The organism is Geodermatophilaceae bacterium NBWT11 (assembly GCA_014218215.1).
Taxonomy (GTDB): domain Bacteria; phylum Actinomycetota; class Actinomycetes; order Mycobacteriales; family Geodermatophilaceae; genus Klenkia.
The window spans coordinates 3,801,373-3,824,715 of sequence record CP043652.1 but is presented as its reverse complement, the minus strand read 5'-3'; the positions used below and the strand labels follow the sequence as shown (position 1 = coordinate 3,824,715).

Genomic DNA, 23,343 nt, shown 5'->3' with positions numbered 1-23,343 from the left:
GCGACCCGGGGTGGCCGGGTCGCCGGTGCCTCACTCGGTGGGGGCCGTGCCGGTCAGCTGGAAGTCCGGACGGGTGGTGCCCGAGGGCGTCACGCCGGCCGCGGTGAGGGCGTACTGCATGACGTCGGCGAACACCGGGGCGGCGACCTGGCCGCCCTCGGCGGAGCTGGTCGGGCGCTCGAGGTCGACGGCCACCACGTAGCGGGGGGCGTCGGCCGGGGCGAAGCCGACGAAGGTGGTGAAGTAGCCGCCGCCCTCGTAGCAGGAGCAGTCGGGGTTGGCCCGCTGCGCCGTCCCGGTCTTGCCGGCGACCCGGAAGCCGTCGACCTCGCCCAGGGGCGCGGTGCCGCCGGGGCCGACCACGGCCTCGAGCATGTAGGCCAGCTGGTCGGCGGTGGACTCGCTGACCACCCGCGTGCCCGCGGGCTGCTGGGTCGGGGTGACGGTGCCGTCGGCGGCGGTCACCGAGGAGACCAGCCGGGGCTCGATCCGGACGCCGCCGTTGGCGATGGTCTGGTAGACCGACGCCATCTGCAGCGCGGTCACCGAGACGCCCTGCCCGATCGGGATGTTGGCCGCCCGGCTGGCGGTCCAGTCCGCGGAGTCCTGCAGGATGCCGGCGCTCTCCCCGGGCAGCTCGACGCCGGTGGTGGAGCCCAGGCCGAAGGCCCGCATGTACTCCTCGAGGCGCTCGTCGCCGACCTCGCGGGCCAGCATGATCGTCCCGACGTTGCTGGACTTGGCCAGGATGCCGGTGACGGTCCAGTCGATCGGGGCGTGGTCGTGGGCGTCGGTGACCACCCGGTCGCCGGCCTGGATGTGGCCGGGCACCGACAGCACGGTGTCCGGGGTGGCGACGCCCTCCTCGACGGCGGCGGCCAGGGTCACCGCCTTCATCACCGAGCCGGGCTCGAAGACGTCGGAGACCGCGGCGTTGCCCAGCAGCGAGGGGTCGGTGGAGCGCGCCTGTGCCGGGTCGTAGCCCGGGCAGGTGGCCATGGCCACGATCTCCCCGGTCTGCACGTCCTGGACGACCCCGGAGCCGCGGGTGGTGAGCCCGTTGGCGCACTCGGTGTCCAGCCGCTGCTGCAGCATGAACTGCAGGTCCTCGTCGATGGTCAGCGTGACGGTGCCGCCGTCCACCGCGGGGGTGGAGTCGTCGATCCCGGCCGGGATGGGCACGCCACCGGCGCCGGTCTCCACGCGGCGCTCGCCGTCGCTGCCGGCCAGCACGTCCTGGTAGGTCTGCTCGATGCCGGCCAGCCCGTCGCCGTCCCGGCCGACGAAGCCGACGATCTGCCCGCCGACGGTGCCCGCGGGGTAGAGCCGCACCGGGTCGTCCTCGAAGAAGATCCCGGCGAGCCCGAGCTCGGTGATCGCGTCGGTGGTGGCGGTGTCGACCTGCTCGGCGAGGACCTGGTAGCGACCGTCGGCCGACAGCTGCTCGGTCAGCGTGGAGACCGGGACGTCGAGCAGGGTGGTCAGCGCCAGCGCGGTGCGCGAGGGGTCGGTGACGATCGAGGGGTCGGCGACCACCCGGCTGGCCTGCACCGAGTAGGCGAGCCGGTTGCCGTCCCGGTCGACGATCTCGCCGCGGATGGCCGCGATGTCGAAGGTCTGCATGCGGTCGTTCTCCGCGGCCTGCGCGTAGGCGCCGCCGTCGATGCCCTGCAGCACGACGAGCTTGCCGACGACCGCGACCAGCAGTACGACCATGAAGCCCAGCCCGAGCCGGTTGCGGCGGGTGCGCATCTGCGGCGACATGCCGCGGGCGCGGCGGGTGCCCGGCTCGCGGCGCGGACGCAGGGCGTCGCGGCTGCCCGCGGGACGGGTGCCGGACCCGGCGGGGCGGGGGGCGCGGCGGGACGGGTCGGAGGGTCGGGTCGCCACGGGTGTCAGCCTCCGGCCGGGTCTGCGCCGGGCACGGTGGCCGGTGCGGGGGTGCCCCGGACGACGGAGGTGCCGTCGGGGGCGATGACGAGGTGGCCGGCCGCCCCGGCGGGGACCAGCCCGGCGGCCGCGGCCGCGGCGGCGAGCTCGGCCGGGGTGCGGGCGGTGGTGACCTGCTGCTCCAGCCGCTCGACCTGCTGGGCGAGCTCGGCGTTGGCGGCCCGCTGCTGGGTGGCGTCCAGGGAGTTCACCGCGATGGCGGTGTTGAGCAGCAGCAGGGCGAGTGCGGTGCCGGCCAGCAACGACACCACGAGGACGACGAAGGGCGCCCGACGGCGCTTGGGGGCGGCCACCCGGCGCGGACGGGCCGGCGTGCCGACCGGGGCCGAGACCAGCCGCAGCGCCGGCCGGACGTGCACCGGGCCGGTCCGCCGGGTCGGCCGCGGGTTCGCGCGGGGGCTCGTGCGGGGACTCGTGCGGGGGCTGGCGGGTGCGGTCGCCCGGGCGCGGAGCGACCCGGTGTGGACCCGTGCGGTGGCGCTCATCGGGCTGCCCTCCGGAGGCGAACGGCTGCGCGGACCCGGGCCGAGGCGGCTCGGGGGTTGTCGGTGGTCTCGGCGTCGCTCGGGGCCTCGCCGCCCCGGGTGAGCAGGCGCAGCGTGGGCGCGAGCTCGGGCATCGGGAACGGCATCTCCGGCGGCGTGCCGTCGGTCGCGCCGACGGCGAGGGCCTGCTTCACGATCCGGTCCTCCAGGGAGTGGAAGGTGATGACGACGAGCCGGCCGCCGACGGCGAGGGCCTCGACGGCGTCGGGCAGCACCCGGGTGAGCACGCCGAGCTCGTCGTTGACCTCGATCCGCAGGGCCTGGAAGGTCCGCTTGGCCGGGTGCCCGCCGGTGCGCCGGGTGGCGGCGGGGATCGAGTCGCGGACCAGCTCGGCGAGGCGGGCGGTGCCGGTGAAGGGCTCCTTCTCCCGTTCCCGCAGCACCGCGGAGGCGATCCGGCCGGCGAAGCGCTCCTCACCGAAGGTGGAGAGCACCCGGGCGAGCTGCCCGTGGGAGTACGTGTTCACCACCTCGGCGGCGGTGAGCGGGGTGCTGGGGTCCATCCGCATGTCCAGCGGGGCGTCGGTGGAGTAGCTGAAGCCCCGGCTGGGCCGGTCCAGCTGCAGCGAGGAGACACCGAGGTCGAAGAGCACGCCCTGCACCTCGTCGATGCCGAGCTCGGCGAGCACGTCGGCCAGCTCGTCGAAGACCGCGGGGACCAGGGTGACCCGGTCGGTGTGGCCGGCCGCGGCGATCCGGCGGGCGGCCTCGGCCCGGGCGTCGGGGTCGCGGTCCAGGCCGATCAGCCGCAGACCGGGGTGCGCGTCCAGCAGGGCGAGGGAGTGCCCGGCCAGGCCCAGGGTGCAGTCGACGAGGACGGCGCCCTCGGTGGCGAGGGCGGGACCGAGGAGCTCGACGACCCGGTCGAGCAGCACGGGGACGTGCAGCGCGGGCTCGCGCGGCTCGTCGGCGCTCATGGCGGGTCCTCTCGGTGCGTCCTGCAGTGAGGTCGTCGGCCCAGCCGTGGGCCGACGGGGTGTGGCTGTGACTGCTGGTGTCTCGTGGTGCTGGTGGGGTTCGCGAGGTCCGGGTGGTCCCCGGGCCGGTGGAGCGGGGTGGGTGTCCGGGATCGCCCCGGGGGTCCTGCGAGGTGGTGCGGGGTGGCACGGCCTCCCCGGCGGGGCCCGCCTGGCACCGGGGAAGTGCGCCAGGAGGGGCCCCGCAACGGGGTGTGGCTGCTGCTCGGGGTCAGGGAGCAGGTGCTGCGGTTCGTGCTGGGTGGTGCTCTCGTGTCCGCACCCGGTGGTCCAGCCGCGGGGAAGTCGGCTGGTCCGTGGTCCCGAGCCGCGGGGAAGTCGGCTCGGTGGTGGGGCGGAGTGGGGTGGGTGGGGCGCGGTGGGGACCTGCGGCGGTCGCCGTCAGGACAGCGTCGGCACCCCCTCGCTCTCGCTGGACGCGTAGGCGGCCTCCTGCTCGGCGACGTAGTCGTCCCAGCGGGTGGCGTCCCAGATCTCGAAGCGGGTGTCGACACCGACCACGACGACGTCGCGGTCCAGGCCGGCGTACTCGCGGAGTCCGGCGGGGAGGGTGATCCGCCCGGTCTTGTCCGGCTCGAGCTCGACCATCGAGCCGAAGCCCAGTCGGGCCATCGCGCGGCGTCCGGCGTCGTCGCGGGCCATGGTGGCCGCGCGGGCCGCCTGGATCTCGGCGACGCGGGCGTGGGTCAGGGCGTAGACGCAGTTCTCCTGGCCCTTGGTCAGCACGACGCCGTCCGAGACCAGGTCGCGGAAGCGGACCGGGAGGGCCAGTCGGCCCTTCTCGTCCAGGCGGAGGGCGTGGCTGCCGAGGAACACCGGTCCACCACCCCCACCTGCTCTTCCCGGGGGCCCGCCAGGTCCCCCTGTGGGCCCTGCCTCCCCATCGGGCGCCACAGTAACCCACCCGGCCCCACCAGGCACCACAACTCGCCCCGTGTCCCCCCGCGCTCCACCCCGCTCCCCCGGCCGGTCCCGCGAGGCCCCGATCCGGCCCTGCCCCGCAGGTCAGGCCCGAGGACGGCGGGACGAGACCCGCCGGGTCCGGTTCACCGGCACGTACGGTGAGCGGCGTGACGGAGGCGACAGCGACCCCCTCGACCGGTCAGCACCACCGGGGGGCCGGCGACCACGACGACCCGGTCGACGTCGCCGCCGAGGGCGCGCGCATCGCCGCGGCCATGAGCACCGTCGTGGAGGGCAAGCCCGACGTCGTCCGGCTGGTGCTGGTGGTGCTGCTGGCCGAGGGTCACCTGCTCATCGAGGACGTGCCCGGCGTCGGCAAGACCACGCTGGCCAAGTCGCTGGCCCGCTCCATCGACTCCACCGTCCGGCGGATCCAGTTCACCCCGGACCTGCTGCCCAGCGACGTCACCGGGGTGGCGGTCTTCGACCAGGAGACCCGCAGCTTCGAGTTCCGCCCGGGTGCGGTGTTCGCCAACCTGGTCGTGGCCGACGAGATCAACCGGGCCTCCCCCAAGACCCAGTCGGCGCTGCTGGAGTGCATGGAGGAACGGCAGGTCACCGTGGACGGCACCACCTACGAGCTGGCCAGGCCGTTCATGGTGCTGGCCACCCAGAACCCGCTGGAGATGGAGGGCACCTACCCCCTCCCCGAGGCCCAGCGCGACCGCTTCACCGCCCGGGTGTCGATGGGCTACCCCGACCGCGAGGCCGAGCTGGCCATGCTCGACGAGCGGGAGACCCGCGACCCGCTGGCCGCGCTCACCCCGGTCGCCGACGCCGCCCTGGTCCGCCGGCTGGTCGACGGGGTGGCCCTGCTGCACGTCTCGGACGCACTGCGCCGCTACGTGGTCTCCCTCGTCGAGGCCACCCGGCGCAGCCCGGACCTCCGGCTGGGCGCCTCCCCCCGGGCCGGACTGCAGCTTCTGCGCGCCGCCCGCGCCGCCGCCGCGCTCGCCGGCCGGGACCACGTGCTCCCCGACGACGTGCAGGCGATGGCCGGCCCGGTGCTGGCCCACCGGCTGCTGCTCACCCCCGACGCCGCCCTCGCCCGCCGCGGCACCGACCGGGTGGTGGCCGACCTGCTGACCGCCGTCCCGGTCCCCCGCGAGCGCTGACTCCCCCGTCGTGTCCCGTCGTGGCCGGCTGGCCGAGCTCACCTCCTCGCTGACGCTGCGCGGGGGCTGCCTGGTCGCGGCCGGGGCCACCCTGGTCGCCCTGGGCGCCCTGCTCGGCGAGCGCTCCCTGGTGCAGCTGGCGGTCTTCGTGCTGGCGCTGCCGGTGCTCTCGGCGGTCGGCGTCGTCCGGGCCCGGTTCCGCCTGGCCACCCGGCGCACGGTGACCCCCGCCCGGGTGCCGCGCGGCCAGGACGCCGAGGTGCGCCTGGAGGTCACCAACACCGACCGCCGACCCGGGGGCATGTGGATGCTGTCCGAGCAGCTCTCGCCCGACCTCGGCGGCCGACCCCGGTTCCTGGTCGAGCGGCTGCCCAGCGGCGCCACCGCGGCACTGCGCTACGGGGTGCACGGCGCCCGGCGCGGCCGGCACGTGCTGGGCCCGCTGCGGCTGCGCCTGGTCGACCCCTTCGGCCTGGTGCTGCGCACGACCGCCGGGGTGGACACCGCGACCCTGCTCGTCGTCCCCCGGGTGCGCCCGCTGGGCCCGCTGTCGCTGTCCGGGGGCACCGGCGGGGGCGCCGAGGGCGCCCGCCGGTCCTTCGCCGTGCACGGTGAGGACGACGTCAGCACCCGGGAGTACCGCCGTGGTGACGACCTGCGCAAGGTGCACTGGCGGGCCACCGCGCGCACCGGTGAGCTGATGGTGCGCCTGGAGGAGAAGCCCTGGCGCTCCTCGGCGTCCCTGCTCGTGGACACCCGGCAGCGCGCCCACCTGCTCGGCGGCGCCCCCGCCCAGGGCCCGGCCGGGGACGACGCTCCCCCGCCGGACACCCTGGAGTGGGTGGTCGAGGCCGCGGCGAGCATCGGGGACCACCTGCTCGCCCGCGGCGCCGACCTGTCGGTGGTGACCGACGTGGGCGTGCTGACCCCGGCCGCCGGGCGGGGCGGGTTGAGCCGGGTGGAGCTCTCCGAGCGGCTGGCCGGGCTGAGCCCCTCCCGACTGACCGACCTGGACACCGGCCTGCAGGCGCTGCGCCGGGCCGCCGTCGAGGGACCGGTGGTCTGCCTGCTGGGCGCCGTCGGACCCGACGAGGTGGCCGAGCTGGTGCGGGCCCGCTCCGGGCCGGGCACCGACGTCGCCGTGCTGGTCGACGTGGTCGCCTGGCACGACGCCGGCGCGACCCGCTCGCGGCGCGGCGGGCTCACCGGCTCGGCGCGGGCCGAGCTCGCCCGGCAGCGCGAGGACGCCGCCGCGCTGCTGCGCGCCGCCGGCTGGCGGGTGGTCACCGCAGGGCCCCAGGACACCGTCGAGGCCGTGTGGGCCCGGCTCGCCGGCGCGGACACCACGGCGGTGCCGGCGTGAGCCGGACCGGCTGGGTCGGCAGCTCGGTGGCCGCGGCCGTCGCGGTGCTGCTGGGCTCCCTCGCCCTGGGCCCGGTGTTCGCCGCCGGGTCGTGGTTCCCGCCGGGGGCCTTCCTCGTCGTCGTCGTGGCCGCGACCGGGCTCGCCGTCCGCGCGCTGCTGGCCCGCACCGACCGGGCCGACGGCGTGCTGGCCGGGCTGCTGCCCCCGCTGGTGCAGGTGCTCGCCGCGGCCACGGCGCTCACCGTCGTCTTCACCCCCGGGCGGGCCTGGGGCGGCGTGCTGCCCACCCCCGGGAGCCTGGCCGAGCTGGGCGCGTTGTTCGCCGAGGGCGCGTCGGAGATCCAGGAGCAGGCCACCCCGGCCCTGCCGCTGACCGGGCTGGTCGCGCTCACCACGCTGTTCCTCACCACGCTGGCGCTGGCCGTCGACCTGGTGGCGGTGGCCGGCCGGCAGCCCACCCTGGGGGGCCTGGCGCTGCTGGTGCTGGCCTGCATCCCGGTGGCCACCGTGACCGGCGACGTGTCGCTGGTGGCGTTCCTGGGCCCGGCCGTGGGTTTCGGCGTCCTCCTGTGGGCCGACCAGCGCAGCAGGCTGGCCGACCGGGCGCGCTCGGGGCCGGGCGCCGCCCTGGGCACCGGCACCCTGCCCGCCCTGCGCACCGGGGTGCTGGCGCTGGTCGCCGGGATCCTGCTGCCGGCCTTCGTGCCGATGCTGGCCGAGGGCTCCTTCGCCACCGGCCTGGGCACCGGGGACGGCCCCGGTGGCGGGTCGAGCACCGGCACCGCGCTGGACCCCCAGGCCGCTCTGCAGGGCCAGCTCACCCAGCCCACCCCGATCGACCTGCTGACCCTGGACACCACGGTCGTGGACCCCGAGTACCTGCGTGCCGTCGCACTGGACGAGTACACCGACGAGGGCTGGGGCATCGGGAACCTCGACGGCACCACCTCGGTCGCCGACTCCGACGAGCTGGCCCCGCTGCCCGGCGGCGTCGACAGCCGCCGGGTCACCGCCCGGATCACCGCCGTCGAGCACGCCGACCGCTTCCTGCCGGTGTTCGCCTCCCCGCTGTCGGTCGAGGTCACCGAGGACGACGGGGAGGGCAGCGACGACGGCCCCTGGCGACTGGACGCCGACAGCAGCACCGTCTTCGGCCGGGACGGCGCCCGCACCTCGGGGCGCTCCTGGGAGGTCGTCGCCCAGGAGGCCCGGCCCACCGCCGGGCAGCTGGCCCAGAGCCGGCCGCTGCCCGCCGACGACCCGCTGCAGGCCGCCTACACCGCGCTGCCCGAGCTCGACCCCCGGGTCACGGCCCTCGTCGACCAGCTGACCGACGACGGCCAGTCCCCCGCCGAGCGGGTGCAGGCGGTCTACGGCTTCCTCACCGACCGGGCCAACGGCTTCGTCTACAGCCTGACCACCGAACCCGGCACCACCGGCGACGACCTGGCCGACTTCCTCGAGCTGCGCCGCGGCTACTGCGAGCAGTACGCCGGGGCGATGGCCGTGCTGACCCGCGCCGCCGGCGTGCCCTCCCGGGTGGTGCTGGGCTACACCCCCGGTGACCGGCAGCCCGACGGCACCCGGCTGATCACCACCGCCGACGCGCACGCCTGGGTCGAGGTCTGGTTCGACGGGCTCGGCTGGGTGCCCTACGACCCGACCCCGATCGACGTGGCCCGCCGGGTCGACCTGCCCTGGGCACCGCGGGCCGACGGCGAGAGCGGGCCCACCGACCAGGCACCGGAGGCGGTGCCCACCGCCGCCGGTGGGCTGCCCACCGCCGAGCTCGACCGCGACGACCAGTTCACCCCCCTCGACCTGCCCTCGACCCAGCAGGCCGGTACGCCGTGGGGCGTCGTGGCGGCCGGCACCGGCGGGACGCTGCTGCTGGCCGCGCTGCTGGCCACCCCGGGGCTCCTCCGGCGGGCCCGCCGCCGGCGACGGCTGTCCTCGGGCTCGGCCGGTGACGCCTGGGACGAGCTGCTGGCGACCACCACCGACCTCGGGGTGCCGGTGGCCGCGAGCGGGACCCCCCGCCAGGTGGCCCGCGGGCTCGCCGAGATGGTGGCCCCCGTCGACCGGCCCGCCGTCACCGCCGTGCGGGACCTCGCCCTGGCGCTGGAGGCCTCGGTGTACGGCCGGCCCGCGGCCGCCGGCACGGGGGCCGACCTGGCGGTGTCCTCGGCCGTGGTGGACCGCGCGCTGCGGGCCACCGTGCGCCGCCGGGACCGCTGGCGCTCGCGGGTGTGGCCGGCCTCCACGGTGGAGGACGCCGTCCGCTGGGTCGCCGCGCACACCCCGCGCCGGCGCAGCACCCGCCCTGCCTGAGCCTCGCCCCCCGGGACGACAGCAGCCGCCGCCCCCCGTGGGGGCGACGGCTGCTGGGCGGCTGGTGCGGCTACTGGTCGTAGCGGCGGCGGAAGCGCTCCTCGAGACGGTCCTTGAGGGGCTGGCGGCGGGCCTTGGCGGCCTTGCCGCGGCCGGTGGCCGCGCTGGAGCCGCCGGTGGCGGGGGCGGGCCCGCTCTCGACGGCGCCGGTGGCCGCGGCGTAGTTGAGGACACCGAGGGTGGCTCCGCCGAGCATCACCAGGAAGCCGACGACCCCCAGCGGCACGGACGGGACGACGGCGCCGCCGACGAGGACGGCGAGGCCGGCCACGACGAGCAGGGCGCCGAGCTGGAGCTTGCGGCGGGCCTTCTGTCGGCGGTCACCGGTGCGCACCTGCGAGGCGAACTTCGGGTCGTCGTCGACGAGCGCACGCTCGATCTGCTCCAGCAGTTTCTGCTCGTGCTCGGAGAGCGGCACGACGACCTCCTGAGGTCCAAGCCCGGGGCCGCCGGTGGCGGTCCGCCGGCGGTGAGTCCGAGGATACGAGCCTTGCGCAGGCAGCGAAAGGCGAGTGGTCCCCGACACGGGTCCGGTGTGCCCCGATCACCCGCCCGGGGTGGTCGAGGGACGTCGGACGACGTCTGCGCAGAGGACGAACCGGGCCACCGGGACGTTCCCGGGGCCCCTGTCTGCCCGGTCACCCGCCGATCCGGCGGACGTCGGGACGGTCGGGTCGAGGCACCGCCTGGGAGCGGCCGACGACCCCGTCGCGGCGCAGCAGGGTGGCCGGTCGCACCGCGCCGGCCCCGAACCGGCGGGCGGCCCGGTCGGCGGCCAGCTCGGCGTCGCGCCGGCCGTGCTCCCGGGCGCCGAGGACCAGCTGGGTGGGGGTGGTGTCGACGTCGGCCAGGCCCTCGGCGCGCACCCCGACCAGCCGGATCCGGGCCCGGTCGAGCCCGAGGCCGTCGAACAGGTCGCGGGCGGTGTCGTAGAGGTCCTGGGCGACGTCGGTGGGGGTCTTCAGCGTGCGGGACCGGGTGATGGTGTGGAAGTCGGAGAACCGGACCTTGAGGGTGATCGTCCGGGCGACGTACCCGGTGGAGCGCAGCCTTCCCGCGGTGCGCTCGGACAGGTGCAGCAGCTCGCGGTGGATCACCACCGGGTCGTCGACGTCGGTGCCGAAGGTCTCCTCCGCCCCGGTCGACTTCTCCGGCTCGTCGGGCACCACCCGGCGGGGGTCGCGGCCCCAGGCCAGCTCGTGCAGGTGGCTGCCCGCGGCGTGGCCCAGCGCGCGCTGCAGGGTGCGGGCCGGCACGTGCGCCAGGTCGCCCACGGTGCGCAGCCCGAGCCGGACCAGCAGCTCCTCGGTCTTGGCGCCCACGCCCCACAGCGCACCGACCGGCAGCGGGTGCAGGAAGTCCATGACCTCGGGCGGGCGGACCACCATCAGCCCGTCGGGCTTGCTGCGGGTGGAGGCCAGCTTGGCCACGAACTTGCTGCCGGCCACCCCCACCGAGCAGGTGATGCCCTGCTCGTCGAACACCCGGGCGCGCACCAGCTCGGCGACGTCCACGGCGTCGCCCAGCCGCCGGCCGGCCCCGGACACGTCCAGGAACGCCTCGTCCAGGCTCAACGGCTCGACCAGCGGGGTGATCGTGCGGAAGACCGCCATCACCCCGCGGGACACCTCGGCGTAGAGCGCCATGTCGCCCGGGACGACGACGGCGGTGGGGCACAGCCGCAGCGCCCGGGCGGTGGGCATCGCGCTGTGCACCCCGTAGGCGCGGGCCTCGTAGGTGGCCGAGGTGACCACCCCGCGGTTGCCCGCCCCGCCGACGATCACCGGCCGCCCGGCCAGCGAGGGGTCGCGGCGGACCTCGACGCTGGCGAAGAAGGCGTCCATGTCGACGTGCAGCACCGTGCACCCCGCTGCCCGCTCCACGACCACCCCGCCCTGTTCGAACACCTGTTCGACCAGCCTACCGGGGCGGGTCCTCCCCCGGGTCGGCGGCCAGCCGGTCGAGGTCGTGGCCGAAGCCCAGGTCGGCCCGCGGGGTGCGCCGGGCCGAGGTGAGCACCGGGGACGCCGGGGTGCGCAGCACGGTCCGCCCGGCCATCAGCAGGGCCCCGACCAGGGCGGCGTCCTCGGACACCACCAGCGGACCGAACCCGCCGACCGCGGGTGTAGGCGTCCCCCCGCACGCCCAGGTTCGCCCCGTGCACGTGCGGGTGCACCGCGCCGGCGCCGTCCTCCCGCCAGGCGTCGTAGTCCCGGGCGAAGGCCGCGGCGACGTGCGGCGGGTGCCCGGCCCAGTCCGTCACCTCGACCAGGCCCAGGACGGCGTCCACCCCGGACGCGGCCGCGGCCCGCTGCAGGGCCAACCAGTCGGCGGGCACCCGGCTGTCGGCGTCGGTGTTGGCCACCCAGACGCGGCGGGAGGGCACCCCGGTGCGGGCGGCCTCGGCGAGCACCGCCAGCACCCCGGCGTGCCGGACGTCGCCCAGCGTGGACCCGTCGGGGACCAGCACGGTCGCCCCGGCGGCCGTGGCCAGCGCGGCGGTGTCGTCGGTGCAGCGGTCGGCGACCACGACCACCAGCACCCGGGTGCCGGCCAGCTCCGGGTGCGCCGCGGCGGTCGCCAGCGCGGCCAGGCAGGCCGGCAGCAGCTGGGCCTCGTCCCGGGCCGGGACGACGACGCCGAGCAGGTCCACCCCGCTCACCAGAGGTCCTCCGCGGCCGCGACCGAGGCGGCCCGCTCGTCGCCGGCCGGGGCCCGCACCCAGCAGTCCAGCAGCAGGTCGGTCTCGTCGTGGGTGGCCACCCGCGGCCAGTCCAGCGCCGTCCGCAGCGCCCGGTGCACGGCGTCCCCGGTCTGCGGGTACTCGGGCACCGCGTGCCGCCAGTGCACGGCCAGCAGCGTCCCGCCGGGGCGGACCGCCGTCCGGACCTGGTCGCAGAACACCGCCAGGTCGGCCGGGGACAGGTAGTACAGGACCTCGGACAGCACCAGCAGGTCGACCGCCGGCAGCGGGGTGGCCGGGACGGCGTGCTGCTCGACGGTCACCCCGGGCAGGTCGGCGGTGCGGGCCCGGGCCCGCTCCACGGCCGCGGCGCTGGCGTCCCAGCCGACGAGCCGGTCGCAGCGCGGGGCCAGCGCCGCGGTCAGCTCGCCCACCGAGCAGCCGACCTCGAGCCCGTCGCCGTACCGCTCGCGGGGCAGCACCGCCGTGGTCAGGGCGTACTTGCGCCGCTCGTACCAGCGGCTGCGCATCGACCACGGGTCCTCGGCCGCGGCGTACATCTCGTCGAAGAACGACGGGGGCAGGGTCACTGCCACACCACCTCCTGGTCGCGGCCGAAGTGCGCGAGGAACTCCGGCGGGAGCACCACGGCGTCGGCCGGGTCGGGTCCCAGCGGCCGGACCTGGGTGGTGAAGCAGCCGATCGCGGCCTGCTTGGCCGCCTGCACCGATGCCGGCAGCGGCACCCGGTGCGCCCGGTCCCAGGGCACCCGGGGATCGGCCGGGGCCGCCCAGTGCCAGGTCCAGACCGGGTACTGCCACACGGGGACGCCCAGCCGGGCCCCGGCGGCGACCGCGGCCCGCCCGACCGCCTCGTGGTCGGGGTGCCCGTCCCCGGTCCAGGTGGTGAGCACGGCGTCGGCCCCGGCGACCGCGGCGGCCAGCGCGACGGCGAGCTCGTCCTCGTGGGCGGCGACGGCGGAGTCGGGCAGCCCCAGCCGGGTGCTCGTGGTCTGCGGGGCGCCGAGGGCGGTCAGCGCGTGGCCGGACTCGGCGACCCGGGCCGGGGCGAGCTGCGCGGGGGTGAGCACGGTGCTGCCGGGGTGGCTGGCCTCCCCGTCGGTGACCGCCACCAGGTGCACCTCGACCCCGGCGCCGGCGAGCAGCGCGATCGTGCCGCCGACGCCCAGCACCTCGTCGTCGGGGTGTGCGGCGCAGACCACCACCCGTCGCCAGGTCGGGTCGGGCACCCAGGTGGGCCAGTCCTGCTGCGGCAGCCAGCCCGCCCAGGCGTCCTCGGCGGTGGCGTCCGGCGTGTGCCCGGCGGCGGGGGCGCTCACCGGGTGCCGCGCAGGGCGTCGGCCAGACCGGCGAGGTCACGCTCGCCGTGGTGCTGGCGGAGGTAGACGGTCAGGTCGGCGCTGCGGGCGGCGTACCCGGCGTCGTGCCCGGTGGGCCCAGCACCCAGCGCGCGGCCCACGGCGTCCAGCACCTCGGTGCCGGTGCGGGCAGCCAGTCCCCGCACCCGGCCGGCCCGCCGCGCGGCGGTGCCGGCACGGTCGTCGGGGTCGGCGTCCACCTCGGCCGCGGCGACCGCGAGCGCGCCGTCCACCCCGGTCAGCGCGACGTCCACGGCGCCCCAGGCCGCGTCCCGGTGCGGGTCGGGGGCGGCGGTGCGGACGACGTCGGCCAGCGCGTCGGCCACGCCGGTCGCCCCGCCGGCCCACACCGCCGCCACCCCGATGCCGCCGTGCCAGAAGCCCGGGCGGTCCAGGTAGGCCCGCGGGCCGCCGACCGCGAGGGCGGGCACGTCGTCCAGCTCGACGTCGGCGGTGTCGCTGCCGGCCATCCCGGCCGACACCCACCGACCCGGCCGGGGCGTGACCCCGGCGGCGGACAGGTCGACCAGGAAGAGCCGGCGGCCGTCCTCGGCGTGTGCGGTGACCAGGGCCGCGGTGCACGCCCGGGCGCCCGAGCACCACTGCTTGGTGCCGGCCAACCGCCAGCCGCCGGCCGTCCGCCGCGCGCTCACCCGACCGCTGGGGGGCTCGGCGGCCCAGACCCCGAGGCGCTCACCGCGCTCCACCAGCGGTCCGTCGAGCTCGGCGAGGACGGCGACCGCGTCGGCGTGGCCCTCGGCGAGGCGGGCCAGCGGGAGGTCCGTGCGCCCCAGCGCGTGCAGCGCGGCCCAGCGGTCGGCGGTCGCTCCGGCGCCGGGCAGCGGTGGCCCCCAGCCGGCGGCGAGGAGGTCGGTGAACGCGGTCGCGGCACGGTGGACCTCGTCGGCCCACCGGTCCCGGACGTCGAGGGGGGTGGCCACGGTCCGACCGTGCCCCGGGGCCCGGGGGTCCCAACCAACGGACCCGCATGTGTACGGAGTCGATCACTGCGGTAGACCTCCCCCGAGGCCGTCGTCCGACGGCCGCAGCACGACTGTGATGGAGGAACCGTGGCGTTCGACGACGACGACATGACCAGCGTGGAGGGCCCCGCGGACAGCGGTGCCGGCGAGGGCACCCCGGGCCAGCACGACGGTGGCGCGGACGGCTCCGCCGAGGGCCCCGCGGACAGCGGTGCCGGCGAGGGCACCCCGGGCCAGCAGGACGGCGGCGCCGACGGCGGTGCCGACGGTGGGGCTGACGGCGGCGCCGAGGGCCCCGCGGACAGTGGCGCCGGCGGCGGGACCCCGGGCCAGCAGGACGGCGGCGCGGACGGTTCGGCCTGAGCCGCACCACGACCTCGCAGGGCCGGGCGGAGGAGTCTCTCCGCCCGGCCCTGCGGCGCTGCGTGCGCGTGGACCCGCAGGTCTTCGCCGAGCAGCACTGGTCGCGCCGGCCCCTGCTGTCCAGCGCTGCGGAGCTGGGCGCTGACTTCTCCGACCTGATGACCCTGGCCGACGTCGACGAGTTACTCTCCACCCGCGGCCTGCGCACCCCGTTCCTGCGGATCGCCAAGGACGGCGCCGTCGTCGACACCAAGCGCTTCACCACCTCCGGCGGCGCCGGGGCCGAGGTCGCCGACCAGGTCTCCTCGGACTCCGTGCTGCGGCTGTTCAGCGAGGGCAGCACCGTCGTGCTGCAGGGCCTGCACCGGCTGTGGCCGCCCCTGGTCGAGTTCGCCGACCAGCTCGCCGCCGACCTCGGCCACCCCACCCAGGTCAACGCCTACGTCACCCCGCCGTCCTCGCGCGGGTTCTCCCCGCACTACGACGTGCACGACGTCTTCGTGCTGCAGGTCGCCGGGGAGAAGCACTGGACGATCCACGAGCCGGTGCTCACCGACCCGCTGCGCAGCCAGCCCTGGGGCGAGCGCGCCGAGGAGGTCGCTGCCGCCGCCGAGCGTGAGCCGGTGATCGACACCGTGCTGCGCCCCGGTGACGCGCTCTACCTGCCGCGCGGCTACCTGCACTCGGCCACCGCGCTGGGCGAGATCAGCGCGCACCTGACCATCGGGGTGCACCCGGTGACCCGCTGGGGTGCCGTGGAGTCCGCGCTGGACCTCGTGCGCACCCTGGCCGTGGACGACCCGACGCTGCGCCGGTCGCTGCCCCTCGGCGTCGACCTCACCGGCCCGGACACCACCGCCGACGACGTCGCCGCGGTGCTCGCCGGGCTGCACGCCGCCCTGGACCGGGTCGACCCGGCCGAGGTCGCCGACCGGCTGCGCTCGCGCACCTGGGCCCAGGTGCGACCCGAGCCCGTCTCACCGCTGGCCCAGTCGACCGCGGCCGCCGCGCTGTCGGCCGACACCGTGCTGCGGCTGCGACCCCGGCTGCGGGTGCAGCTGCGCGACGTGGTCGGCGAGCGGGTGACGTTGGTCGCCGGGCGCAGGCACCACGACCTGCCGGCGGAGACCCGCCCGGCCCTGGCCGAGCTGCTCGCGGCCGGGGAGCTCAAGGTCGGCGACCTGCCCGGCCTGGCCGCCGACGAGCAGCTGGTGCTGGCCCGCCGCCTCGTGGTGGAGTCCGTGGCCGTCGTGCCCGACGCATCGGCCGGAGGACCTGTGCACCATGGAGGAGATGAGCACGCAGCAGGTGTCTGAGCAGTCCCCCTCGGGTCCGGTGGACGACTTCTGCCAGACCCCGGAGGAGGACCTCCCCCTCGTCGAGCCGTCCGCCCGGTCCACCCCGGTCGGCCGGCTCGACGCCTCCCGGTGCTCGGTCCAGGCACTGCTCGCCGCGGACTCCCCCGTCGCCACCGCTCCCCCGGCCCGCCGCTGGCTGCTCGTCGAGCAGCCCGGCCCGTGGGGCCGGGACGCCCTGCTGCAGTCCCGGTTCGACCCCGCGGTCGCCCCGCTGCTGGCCGCCCGGGCCCGCGAGCTGGGCCTGCGGATCCAGATGGTGCGCCGTCCCGGCGACCGGCTGGCGGACTCCGGGCGCCGCTGGGCCGTGGCCGACGTCGCCGCGTCCTGGCTGCGCTGGTCCTCCCGGGAGACCGACGCCGAGCTGCTCGACGCGCCCCTCGACGGGTCGGTCGGCGTGGACCACGACGACCCGACCTACCTGGTCTGCACGCACGGTGGGCACGACGCCTGCTGCGCGGTGCGGGGCCGTCCGCTGGCCCGGGCCCTGCCCGCCGCGGGCCCGGCCGACGTGTGGGAGACCAGCCACCTGGGCGGCGACCGGTTCGCCGCCAACGTGCTGGTGCTGCCCACCGGGCACGTCTACGGGCAGGTGCCCGGCGACGGCGCAGCGCTGGTGCAGGCGCACGGCCGCGGCGAGGTCGTGCTGGACCACCTGCGCGGTCGCGCCGGTCTGACCCCCGCCGCGCAGGCCGCCCAGCAGCACGCCCGGTCCGAGCTGGGCCTGCTCGGCGTGCACGACCTGCCGGTGCGCGGGGTCCGCCCGCTGCAGGTCGACGAGGCGGGGGTGGAGCGCTGGGCGGTCACCCTGGGCGGGCCGGACGGCGACGTGCTGGTCACGATCGACAGCCGGCTGTCCGCGGACTCCCGGCTGCTGACCTGCGCCGCGGTGCGGCCGGGCCGGTGGCGGACCTGGCACCCGCTCTCGGTCGCTGCGGCCCCCCGCTAGAGCTCGGCCTCGGCGCGGGTGCGCCGCGACGGGCTGAAGACCTGCAGGTCGAGGAACCCGGGCGGATCGGCGACGCCCGGACCCCCTGCGCGCACCCACTCGGCGACCTCGGTGGTGGTCTCGACGTCGAGCACGCCGCCCAGCCAGACCGGGCGGGCACCGGCGTTGCGACCGGCCGGGGACGGGCTGACCACCACGACGTTGGACCGTTCGCAGGCGTCCAGGCAGTCGACCACCCGCACCCGGACGCCGGTGGCCTGCAGCGCGGACAGCTGGGCCCGGTGGTCGACCTCGGGGTGCTTCTCGGTGCGTCCGCAGCAGCAGCCGCGGCAGACGGTGAGGGTGGGCTCCTGGGGGCCCTTGGCGCGCCGGCTCACGCGTCCAGCGCCCGTCCGCGGGCCAGCAGCAGCGGGATCGCGAGCTCGGTCGCGGTCAACGAGCCGTGGCAGGCGGCCAGCATCGAGGGCACCTTCTCCCGGCGGGTGGCGGTGAACGCCCAGCTGCCCCGGGCCAGGGCGACCACGTCGCCGATCCGGGCGGCCAACGCGGCGTCGACCGGGCCGAACACCCCGCTGTCGACGGCCTCCTCTCGGCTCACCACCCACGCGCGGTGGGCCAGCACGCCCTGCCAGGTGGCCAGCACGTCGGCGGCCGAGCCCTCCCGGGCGTGCACGTAGCGGGCCCGGGGCTCCCCGGCGAGCAGCCGGACGTCCTCCTGGAGCTCGACCTCCTCGTCGATGTCCAGCCGGGTGTCGTGCGGGACGTCGAGCATCCCGTGGTCGGCGGTGACCAGCAGGGCCGCGTCGGCGGGCAGCCCGTCGACGACCTGGCCGACCATCGCGTCGACGACGGCGAGCTGGTTGCGCCAGCTGTCGGAGTCGACCCCGCGGACGTGACCGGTCAGGTCGAGCTCGGCGTGGTAGCCGTAGACCAGCGTCCGGTCGGCGGCGGCCAGGGCGTGCCCGGTCATGGCGGCGAGGTCGCCGGGGCTGACCGCCGAGGTGTAGCGGGCCCCCCGGTAGGCGGCCTTCGTCAGCCCGGAGCCGGCGAAGGCGTAGGGGCCGACCACGGTGCTGTCCACCCCGGCGGCGGCGAGCTGCTGGAAGGCGGTGGGCCGGGCCTGCCAGGTGTCCGGGTCGGGGTCGTCGGTCCAGTGCGTGTGGGTGAGCGCGCGGTCCTCGCCGGGGACGTCGGTGACGAACCCGAGGACGCCGTGGCTGCCCGGCGGCAGCCCGGTGCCCAGCGTGGTGAGGCTGACCGGGGTGGTGCTCGGGCACGGTGCCTGCAGGTCACCGACCGGGCTCAGCAGCGCGTTCAGCACCGGCGCCTGGTCGGGGTGCGCGCGGACCAGGTCGGCACCCAGCCCGTCGACCAGCAGCACCGCGACCCGCCGGGCGCCACGCAGGGCGGTCTCCAGGTCGAGCGGGTCGGCGGGCAGGTCGGCCGCGCCGGGCTGGGGGCGGGCGGGCGGCACGCCCAGTGCGGTGAGCACCCCGGGCAGGACGTCGGCCAGCGTGGCGGTGCCGTACGCGGGGACGTGCAGGTCGGGCGGGAGGGTCATGCCGGCCGGGGGTCGGCGGAGCGGTGCCGGCCGTGGGCGCTGTCGTCGACGGGGGGCTGCCCACCGGCCTCACGGGTGGCCAGGACGTGCAGACCGGTGGCGACGTCCCGGTAGGGCGAGGTGCCGGCCAGGGCGAGCTCCAGGGTGCGCAGTGCGGCCGGGTCGGCGCCGGAGGTGGACTCGAGGAGGTCGGCGACCACCGAGACCCCCCGCCAGTCACCGGGGCGCAGTCCGGCCTGCCCGACCAGGTCGACGAGCTCCCGGGGGCTGAAGCGGCGACGGGCCTGCCGGCTGCGCGAGCGTGCCGGGGCGGGGTCGCGGTCACCGAGCAGGGCGCGGGCCTCGACCGGGTGGCCGCCCAGGGCGCGGGCGAGGACGGCTCCGGCACGGTTGGCGGCGGTGACGCTCAGCGTGCCCCCGGGGCGCAGGACCGCGGCGATGCCGGTGAGGGTGGCCGCTGGGTCGTCGACGACCTCGAGGACCGAGTGCACCAGCACCAGCTCGTAGCCACCGTCGGGGGCCTGGTCGAGGACGGCGTCGAGCTGGTCGGCGTCGCCCTGCAGCCCGCGGACCCGGTCGCCGACGCCGGCCAGGTCGGCCCGCCGGCGGAGGGTGGCGAGTGCGTCGGCGGAGGTGTCGACCACGGTGACGTGGTGCCCCAGCTGGGCCAGCGGGACCGCGAACACCCCGGCCCCGCCGCCCACGTCGAGCACCTGCAGCGACCCGGCCCGGACCACCGGGTCCAGCGCCGCCCAGACGGCCGCGGTGCGGACCGGCGGCTCGGCGACCCCGGTCGGGGTGGTGGCGGGCGGGGACTCAGACGGCGGCACCCGACGCAGCCTAGCCGCGGGCGGGCGGGGTGACCGGGTCTGTGCCATCAGTGCCCGGAACTGCCCGAGCTGGAGTGCCAGAGCTTGCGTGGGGCCACCTTCGAGTCCTCCCCGGCGGGCTTGATGTCGGCGTAGGGCGACATGCGGAACCCGGTGGGGTGCACCAGGACCGGCCGGACCACCACCGGGCGGGGACTGCGCGAGGCCGCCGCCCCGGCGATGCCCTGCTCGGTGAACCCGGCGGGGGTGGCCATCAGCTCGGCGACCGCGTCCAGCCCGCCGGCCTCCCACGCCTCGTACAGCGCCGGCAGCTCCCACGCCCCGGTGGCCCGCATGGAGATGCCCCGCGGACCGGTCCGGCGCAGCACCCCACGCACCACCAGCAGCCAGGAGTGGAACACCGTCGCGGCGTAGGGCCCCTGCACGTCCTCGAAGAAGGTGGAGTCGGTGCAGCCGGTGCCGTCGTCCAGGGTCACGAAGACCACCCGCCGACCGGACCGGATCGGTGGCGTCTGGGTGGCCACCTTGACCCCGCCGACCAGCACCTCCGACCCCGACCGGCAGCCCAGCAGCTCCCCGGCCGGCACCGCGCCGAGCGCGGCCAGGAACGGCCGGTAGTCCTCCACCACGTGCCGGCTGGCGTCCAGCCCGAGGACCTCGAGCTCGGCGCGCACCCGCTCGGCGTCGGTGAACTCCGGCAGTCCGCTGGCCGGCCCGGTCGACCGCACGACCGTCGCCACCCCGGGGGCGTCCTGGTCGTCCTCCGCCAGGTCGAACAGCCCCGCCGGCTCCTCCTCGGCGGGGTCTCCCCCGCCCATCAGGTCCAGGCTGAGCTGCCCGCCGGAGCTCGCCCGGGCACCGCTGCGGCTCCACCGGTCCAGCTCACCGATCTGCAGCAGCAGGTCGCGCCGGGTGACCTCGTCCCGCCGACGGGTGGGCCGGGCGCCCTCGCTGTCCCGGGACCCGAACCCGTAGAGGGAGTCGAACCCCCCGGCCACCACCAGCCGCTCGACCACCGGCCGGGACACCGACGCACGGTTCCAGAAGTCGGCCAGCGAGCGGTAGGGCTGTCCGGCGACCACCCGGGCGAGCTCGTCGTCGGAGATGCCCTTCACGTCGGCCAGGGACAACCGGATCCCGTACCGGGCCGGGTCGGGCATCGCCGCCGGCATCCACTCCGGCCGCGTCCGGGCGGGAGCCTCGGGCGTCCCGTCCCCGAAGGCGTCGTCGAGCACCCGCCCGACGTCGGCCCCGTCGGCCCCGTCGACCCGTTCGACCCGGTAGCTGTCGGTGGAGGCGTTGACGTCCAGGCCGAGCACCGAGATCCCGAAGTTGCGGGCGTCGTCGAGGATCAGCCGCTTGGGGTACATGCCCGGGTCGTGGGTGAGCACCCCGGACAGGAAGGCCGCCGTGTGGTGGGTCTTCAGCCACGCCGACTGGTAGGTGGGCAGCGCGAAGGCCGCGGCGTGGGCCTTGCAGAAGCCGAAGGACCCGAAGGCCACCAGCACCTGCCAGACCTGCTCGGCCACGTCCTCGTCGAAGCCCTCCTCCAGCGCCCGCGGCATGAACCAGGCACGGACCTCGGGATGGGCGTCCTTCTCCCCCAGGGCGCGCCGGACCTCGTCGGCGCTGGCCAGGTCGCAGTCGGTCATCTCCGCGACGATCCGCAGCACCTGCTCGTGGAAGACCACCACGCCGGCGGTCTCCTCCAGGGCCGGCTGCAGCCGGGGGTGCGGGTACACCGGGTCGCGCCAGCCGTTCCGGGCCATCAGGAACGGGGTGATCATGTCGCTCTTCACCGGCCCGGGCCGGAACAGCGAGATGTCGATGATGACGTCCTCGAACGTCCGTGGCCCGAACTTGCCGACCAGCTCGCGCTGACCGGGCGACTCGATCTGGAACATGCCCAGCGTGCGGGTGCTGCGGATCAGCTCGAAGGTCGTGGGGTCGTCGCGGGGCACCTCGTCGATGGCGACCTCCACACCGTCGACCCGGGCCACCTCGTCCATGGCGTGCGCGATCGCCGACTGCATCCGGATGCCCAGCAGGTCCAGCTTGAGCAGCCCGAGGTCCTCGACGTCGTCCTTGTCGAACTGGCTCATCGGGTAGCCCAGGTAGCTCTGCTCCACCGGGGTGCGGTCGAGCAGGGTCGCGTCGGACAGCAGCACCCCGCACGGGTGCAGGGCGATGTGCCGGGGCAGCCCGTCGAGCCGGGAGACCAGGTCGAACACCAGGTCCAGGTCGCCGCTGCCGCCGGAGCGCTTCGAGCCCAACCGGGCCGCGCGCAGCTCGGGCAGGTCGCGCAGCGCGGCGTGCACCTGGTTGGCCCGCACGTGCGGGAAGGCCTTGGCCACCGCGTCGATCTCCCCCGGCGGCAGCCCGAGGGCCGCGCCGACGTCGCGGATGGCGTGCCGCACCCGGTAGGTGTCCATCATCGAGATGCAGCTGACCCGCTGGGCCCCGAAGCGGTCGATCACCGCGTCGTAGACCTCCATCCGGCGGGCGGACTCCACGTCGATGTCGATGTCGGGCAGCTGGTGGCGCAGCGGGGAGAGGAACCGCTCCATGAGCAGCCCGTACCGGATCGGGTCGACGTCGGAGATGCCCAGCAGGTAGGTGACCAGGCTGCCGGCACCGGACCCGCGGGCGGCCGCGCGCACCCGCAGGCTCTTGATCAGGTCGACCACGTCGGCGACGGTGAGGAAGTAGGACGGGTAGCCCAGGTGGTCGATGACCTCGAGCTCCTCGTCCAGTCGCTGCTGGACCTCGAGACCGTCGACCATCCCGCGGCGCCCGATGCCGGCCTGGCACCGCGCCCGCAGGACCTGGGAGGGGCCCATCCCCCGTTCGGCCGGGCTGGTGACCACGTCGAGCTCGGGGTAGCGGACGGTGCCGATGCCGAGGTCGTCGCGGACGTCGACCACGCACTGCTCGGCGACCCGGGCGGTGGTGTCCAGCAGCAGCCGGCCGGCGTCCCGGTCGGACCCGACGAGGTCCAGGGCGACCTCGGCCATCTCCTTGCCCGACTTCAGGTGGCCCTCGGCGGTGCGCCGGTCGACGTGCCGCTCCCCCAGCGGCACCAGCCGGCGGGCGGCGTCGAGCACGTCGGCGGTGGGTGCGTCGAAGGCGTCGACGTAGCGGACCGCGTTGGTGAGCACCGCCGGCACGCGGGCCTCGGTGGCGAACCGGAGCATCGCCTGGGCCCGGCCGCGGTCACCGCGGCCGCGGTGGTGCACGACCTCCAGGACCAGCTGCCCGGGCCCGAACACCTCGCGCCAGGCGTCGAGGCGGGCCCGTGCCAGGTCGGCCCGGCCCTCCAGCAGCGCGCGGCCCACCGAGGAGCCGGGCCCCAGGACCGCCAGCAACCCGGTCGAGTGCTCGGCGGCGAGGGCCAGCGAGCTGACCGGCTCGCCGCGGGTGCCGGCCAGGTGGGTGGCGCTGGTCAACCGGCACAACGACCGCCAGCCGGCGCCGTCGCGGGCCAGGAACACCACCCGGGGGTGCCGGGGGTCGACGCTGGCCCCACCGCGGGCCGGGGACCGGCGCCCGGTGCGCGCCGACGCCGAGGGGATCGCCCGACCGTGCCCCGGGGCGGGGCGGGCCGCGGCCGGGGGCAGCCGCCCCCCGGGCAGGAGCGGGCCGGACGGTGCCCGCAGGTCGGCGGGCTCGCCTCCGGCCAGCGGGTCGACGGCGAGGTCCACCCCGAACAGCGGCCGGATCCCGGCCGACCGGCAGGCCAGCCCGAACTTGACCGCCCCGTAGAGACCGTCCCGGTCGGTGAGGGCCAGGGCGCCCATGCCGTGGTCGACCGCCCGGGCGACCAGGTCGGCCGGGTGGTTGGCGCCGTGCTGCATCGAGTAGCCCGAGGCGACGTGCAGGTGGACGAAGGGGTCGCTCACGGGGCGGTCGGGTCGGGGTACAGCCGGGTGACCACG

19 protein-coding genes and 1 pseudogene are annotated in these 23,343 nt (G+C 76.8%); 6 read left to right on the top strand and 14 right to left on the bottom strand.

All coding sequences use genetic code 11. The features are described 5' to 3' along the window. Positions 1 to 30: 30 nt before the first annotated feature. From F1C76_18600 to mraZ, 4 genes are all read right to left on the bottom strand, one after another. Positions 31 to 1,764: a penicillin-binding protein 2 gene (locus F1C76_18600; GenBank protein ID QNG39364.1), complete on the bottom strand. Its 1,734-nt coding sequence runs from the start codon at positions 1,762 to 1,764 to the stop codon at positions 31 to 33. A gap of 131 nt (positions 1,765 to 1,895) precedes the next feature. Further along, entirely contained in the window at positions 1,896 to 2,435 is a 540-nt protein-coding gene (locus F1C76_18595; GenBank protein ID QNG38310.1) for a hypothetical protein, read from the bottom strand. Further along, positions 2,432 to 3,412 carry a 16S rRNA (cytosine(1402)-N(4))-methyltransferase RsmH gene (gene rsmH, locus F1C76_18590; protein QNG38309.1) on the bottom strand — a complete coding sequence of 327 codons (981 nt, stop codon included), beginning with the start codon at positions 3,410 to 3,412 and terminating at the stop codon, positions 2,432 to 2,434. Before rsmH ends, F1C76_18595 begins: the two co-directional genes overlap by 4 nt. Positions 3,413 to 3,853: 441 nt before the next feature. Continuing rightward, the gene (mraZ, locus tag F1C76_18585) at positions 3,854 to 4,288 is read right to left on the bottom strand and encodes a division/cell wall cluster transcriptional repressor MraZ (protein QNG38308.1); all 435 of its coding nucleotides are present in this window, start codon (positions 4,286 to 4,288) and stop codon (positions 3,854 to 3,856) included. Between the two features lie 362 nt (positions 4,289 to 4,650). Between mraZ and F1C76_18580 the strand changes: the two genes are divergently transcribed. The 3 genes from F1C76_18580 to F1C76_18570 are packed head-to-tail and all read left to right on the top strand — an operon-like array spanning position 4,651 to position 9,246. Continuing rightward, on the top strand, positions 4,651 to 5,550 hold the full coding sequence (locus tag F1C76_18580; protein ID QNG39363.1) for an AAA domain-containing protein: 900 nt from the start codon (positions 4,651 to 4,653) through the stop codon (positions 5,548 to 5,550). 10 nt (positions 5,551 to 5,560) lie between these two features. After that, positions 5,561 to 6,913 carry a DUF58 domain-containing protein gene (locus tag F1C76_18575; GenBank protein ID QNG38307.1) on the top strand — a complete coding sequence of 451 codons (1,353 nt, stop codon included), beginning with the start codon at positions 5,561 to 5,563 and terminating at the stop codon, positions 6,911 to 6,913. Next, positions 6,910 to 9,246: a transglutaminase domain-containing protein gene (locus tag F1C76_18570; GenBank protein QNG38306.1), complete on the top strand. Its 2,337-nt coding sequence runs from the start codon at positions 6,910 to 6,912 to the stop codon at positions 9,244 to 9,246. The genes F1C76_18575 and F1C76_18570 overlap by 4 nt, the downstream gene beginning before the upstream one ends. A gap of 70 nt (positions 9,247 to 9,316) precedes the next feature. On the opposite strand, the gene F1C76_18565 is transcribed toward F1C76_18570, so the two are convergent. From F1C76_18565 to F1C76_18540, 6 genes and pseudogenes are all read right to left on the bottom strand, one after another. Beyond that, a complete protein-coding gene (locus F1C76_18565) occupies positions 9,317 to 9,724 on the bottom strand; it encodes a DUF3040 domain-containing protein (GenBank protein ID QNG38305.1) in 408 nt (135 codons plus the stop codon). Positions 9,725 to 9,944: 220 nt separating this feature from the next. Then, entirely contained in the window at positions 9,945 to 11,150 is a 1,206-nt protein-coding gene (gene dinB, locus F1C76_18560) for a DNA polymerase IV (protein ID QNG39362.1), read from the bottom strand. 76 nt (positions 11,151 to 11,226) lie between these two features. Continuing rightward, positions 11,227 to 11,953, bottom strand: a pseudogene (locus F1C76_18555) (glycosyltransferase). Between the two features lie 11 nt (positions 11,954 to 11,964). Continuing rightward, entirely contained in the window at positions 11,965 to 12,579 is a 615-nt protein-coding gene (locus tag F1C76_18550) for a methyltransferase domain-containing protein (GenBank protein ID QNG38304.1), read from the bottom strand. After that, a complete protein-coding gene (locus F1C76_18545) occupies positions 12,576 to 13,328 on the bottom strand; it encodes a PIG-L family deacetylase (GenBank protein QNG38303.1) in 753 nt (250 codons plus the stop codon). The genes F1C76_18550 and F1C76_18545 overlap by 4 nt, the downstream gene beginning before the upstream one ends. Then, on the bottom strand, positions 13,325 to 14,308 hold the full coding sequence (locus F1C76_18540) for an acyl-CoA dehydrogenase (protein QNG38302.1): 984 nt from the start codon (positions 14,306 to 14,308) through the stop codon (positions 13,325 to 13,327). The genes F1C76_18545 and F1C76_18540 overlap by 4 nt, the downstream gene beginning before the upstream one ends. A 129-nt stretch (positions 14,309 to 14,437) precedes the next feature. Here F1C76_18540 and F1C76_18535 point away from each other — a divergent pair, with 129 nt between their 5' ends. Genes F1C76_18535 through F1C76_18525 form a run of 3 tightly spaced genes read left to right on the top strand, consistent with a single transcriptional unit; the run spans position 14,438 to position 17,017 of the window. Beyond that, positions 14,438 to 14,713, top strand: coding sequence for a hypothetical protein (locus F1C76_18535; protein ID QNG38301.1), 276 nt, complete (start codon positions 14,438 to 14,440; stop codon positions 14,711 to 14,713). Continuing rightward, positions 14,710 to 16,029 carry a cupin gene (locus F1C76_18530; protein ID QNG38300.1) on the top strand — a complete coding sequence of 440 codons (1,320 nt, stop codon included), beginning with the start codon at positions 14,710 to 14,712 and terminating at the stop codon, positions 16,027 to 16,029. Before F1C76_18535 ends, F1C76_18530 begins: the two co-directional genes overlap by 4 nt. Continuing rightward, complete coding sequence (locus F1C76_18525; GenBank protein ID QNG38299.1) at positions 16,007 to 17,017, top strand: sucrase ferredoxin; 1,011 nt, start codon at positions 16,007 to 16,009, stop codon at positions 17,015 to 17,017. Before F1C76_18530 ends, F1C76_18525 begins: the two co-directional genes overlap by 23 nt. Here F1C76_18525 and F1C76_18520 read toward each other — a convergent pair. The 4 genes from F1C76_18520 to F1C76_18505 are packed head-to-tail and all read right to left on the bottom strand — an operon-like array spanning position 17,014 to position 23,307. Beyond that, entirely contained in the window at positions 17,014 to 17,394 is a 381-nt protein-coding gene (locus F1C76_18520; GenBank protein QNG38298.1) for a hypothetical protein, read from the bottom strand. The two genes, F1C76_18525 and F1C76_18520, sit on opposite strands and share 4 nt — an antisense overlap. After that, positions 17,391 to 18,578: an alkaline phosphatase family protein gene (locus F1C76_18515; protein ID QNG38297.1), complete on the bottom strand. Its 1,188-nt coding sequence runs from the start codon at positions 18,576 to 18,578 to the stop codon at positions 17,391 to 17,393. Before F1C76_18515 ends, F1C76_18520 begins: the two co-directional genes overlap by 4 nt. After that, the gene (locus F1C76_18510; protein QNG38296.1) at positions 18,575 to 19,456 is read right to left on the bottom strand and encodes a methyltransferase domain-containing protein; all 882 of its coding nucleotides are present in this window, start codon (positions 19,454 to 19,456) and stop codon (positions 18,575 to 18,577) included. The genes F1C76_18515 and F1C76_18510 overlap by 4 nt, the downstream gene beginning before the upstream one ends. Then, a complete protein-coding gene (locus F1C76_18505) occupies positions 19,456 to 23,307 on the bottom strand; it encodes a DNA polymerase III subunit alpha (GenBank protein QNG38295.1) in 3,852 nt (1,283 codons plus the stop codon). Before F1C76_18505 ends, F1C76_18510 begins: the two co-directional genes overlap by 1 nt. Between the last annotated feature and the right edge of the window lie 36 nt (positions 23,308 to 23,343).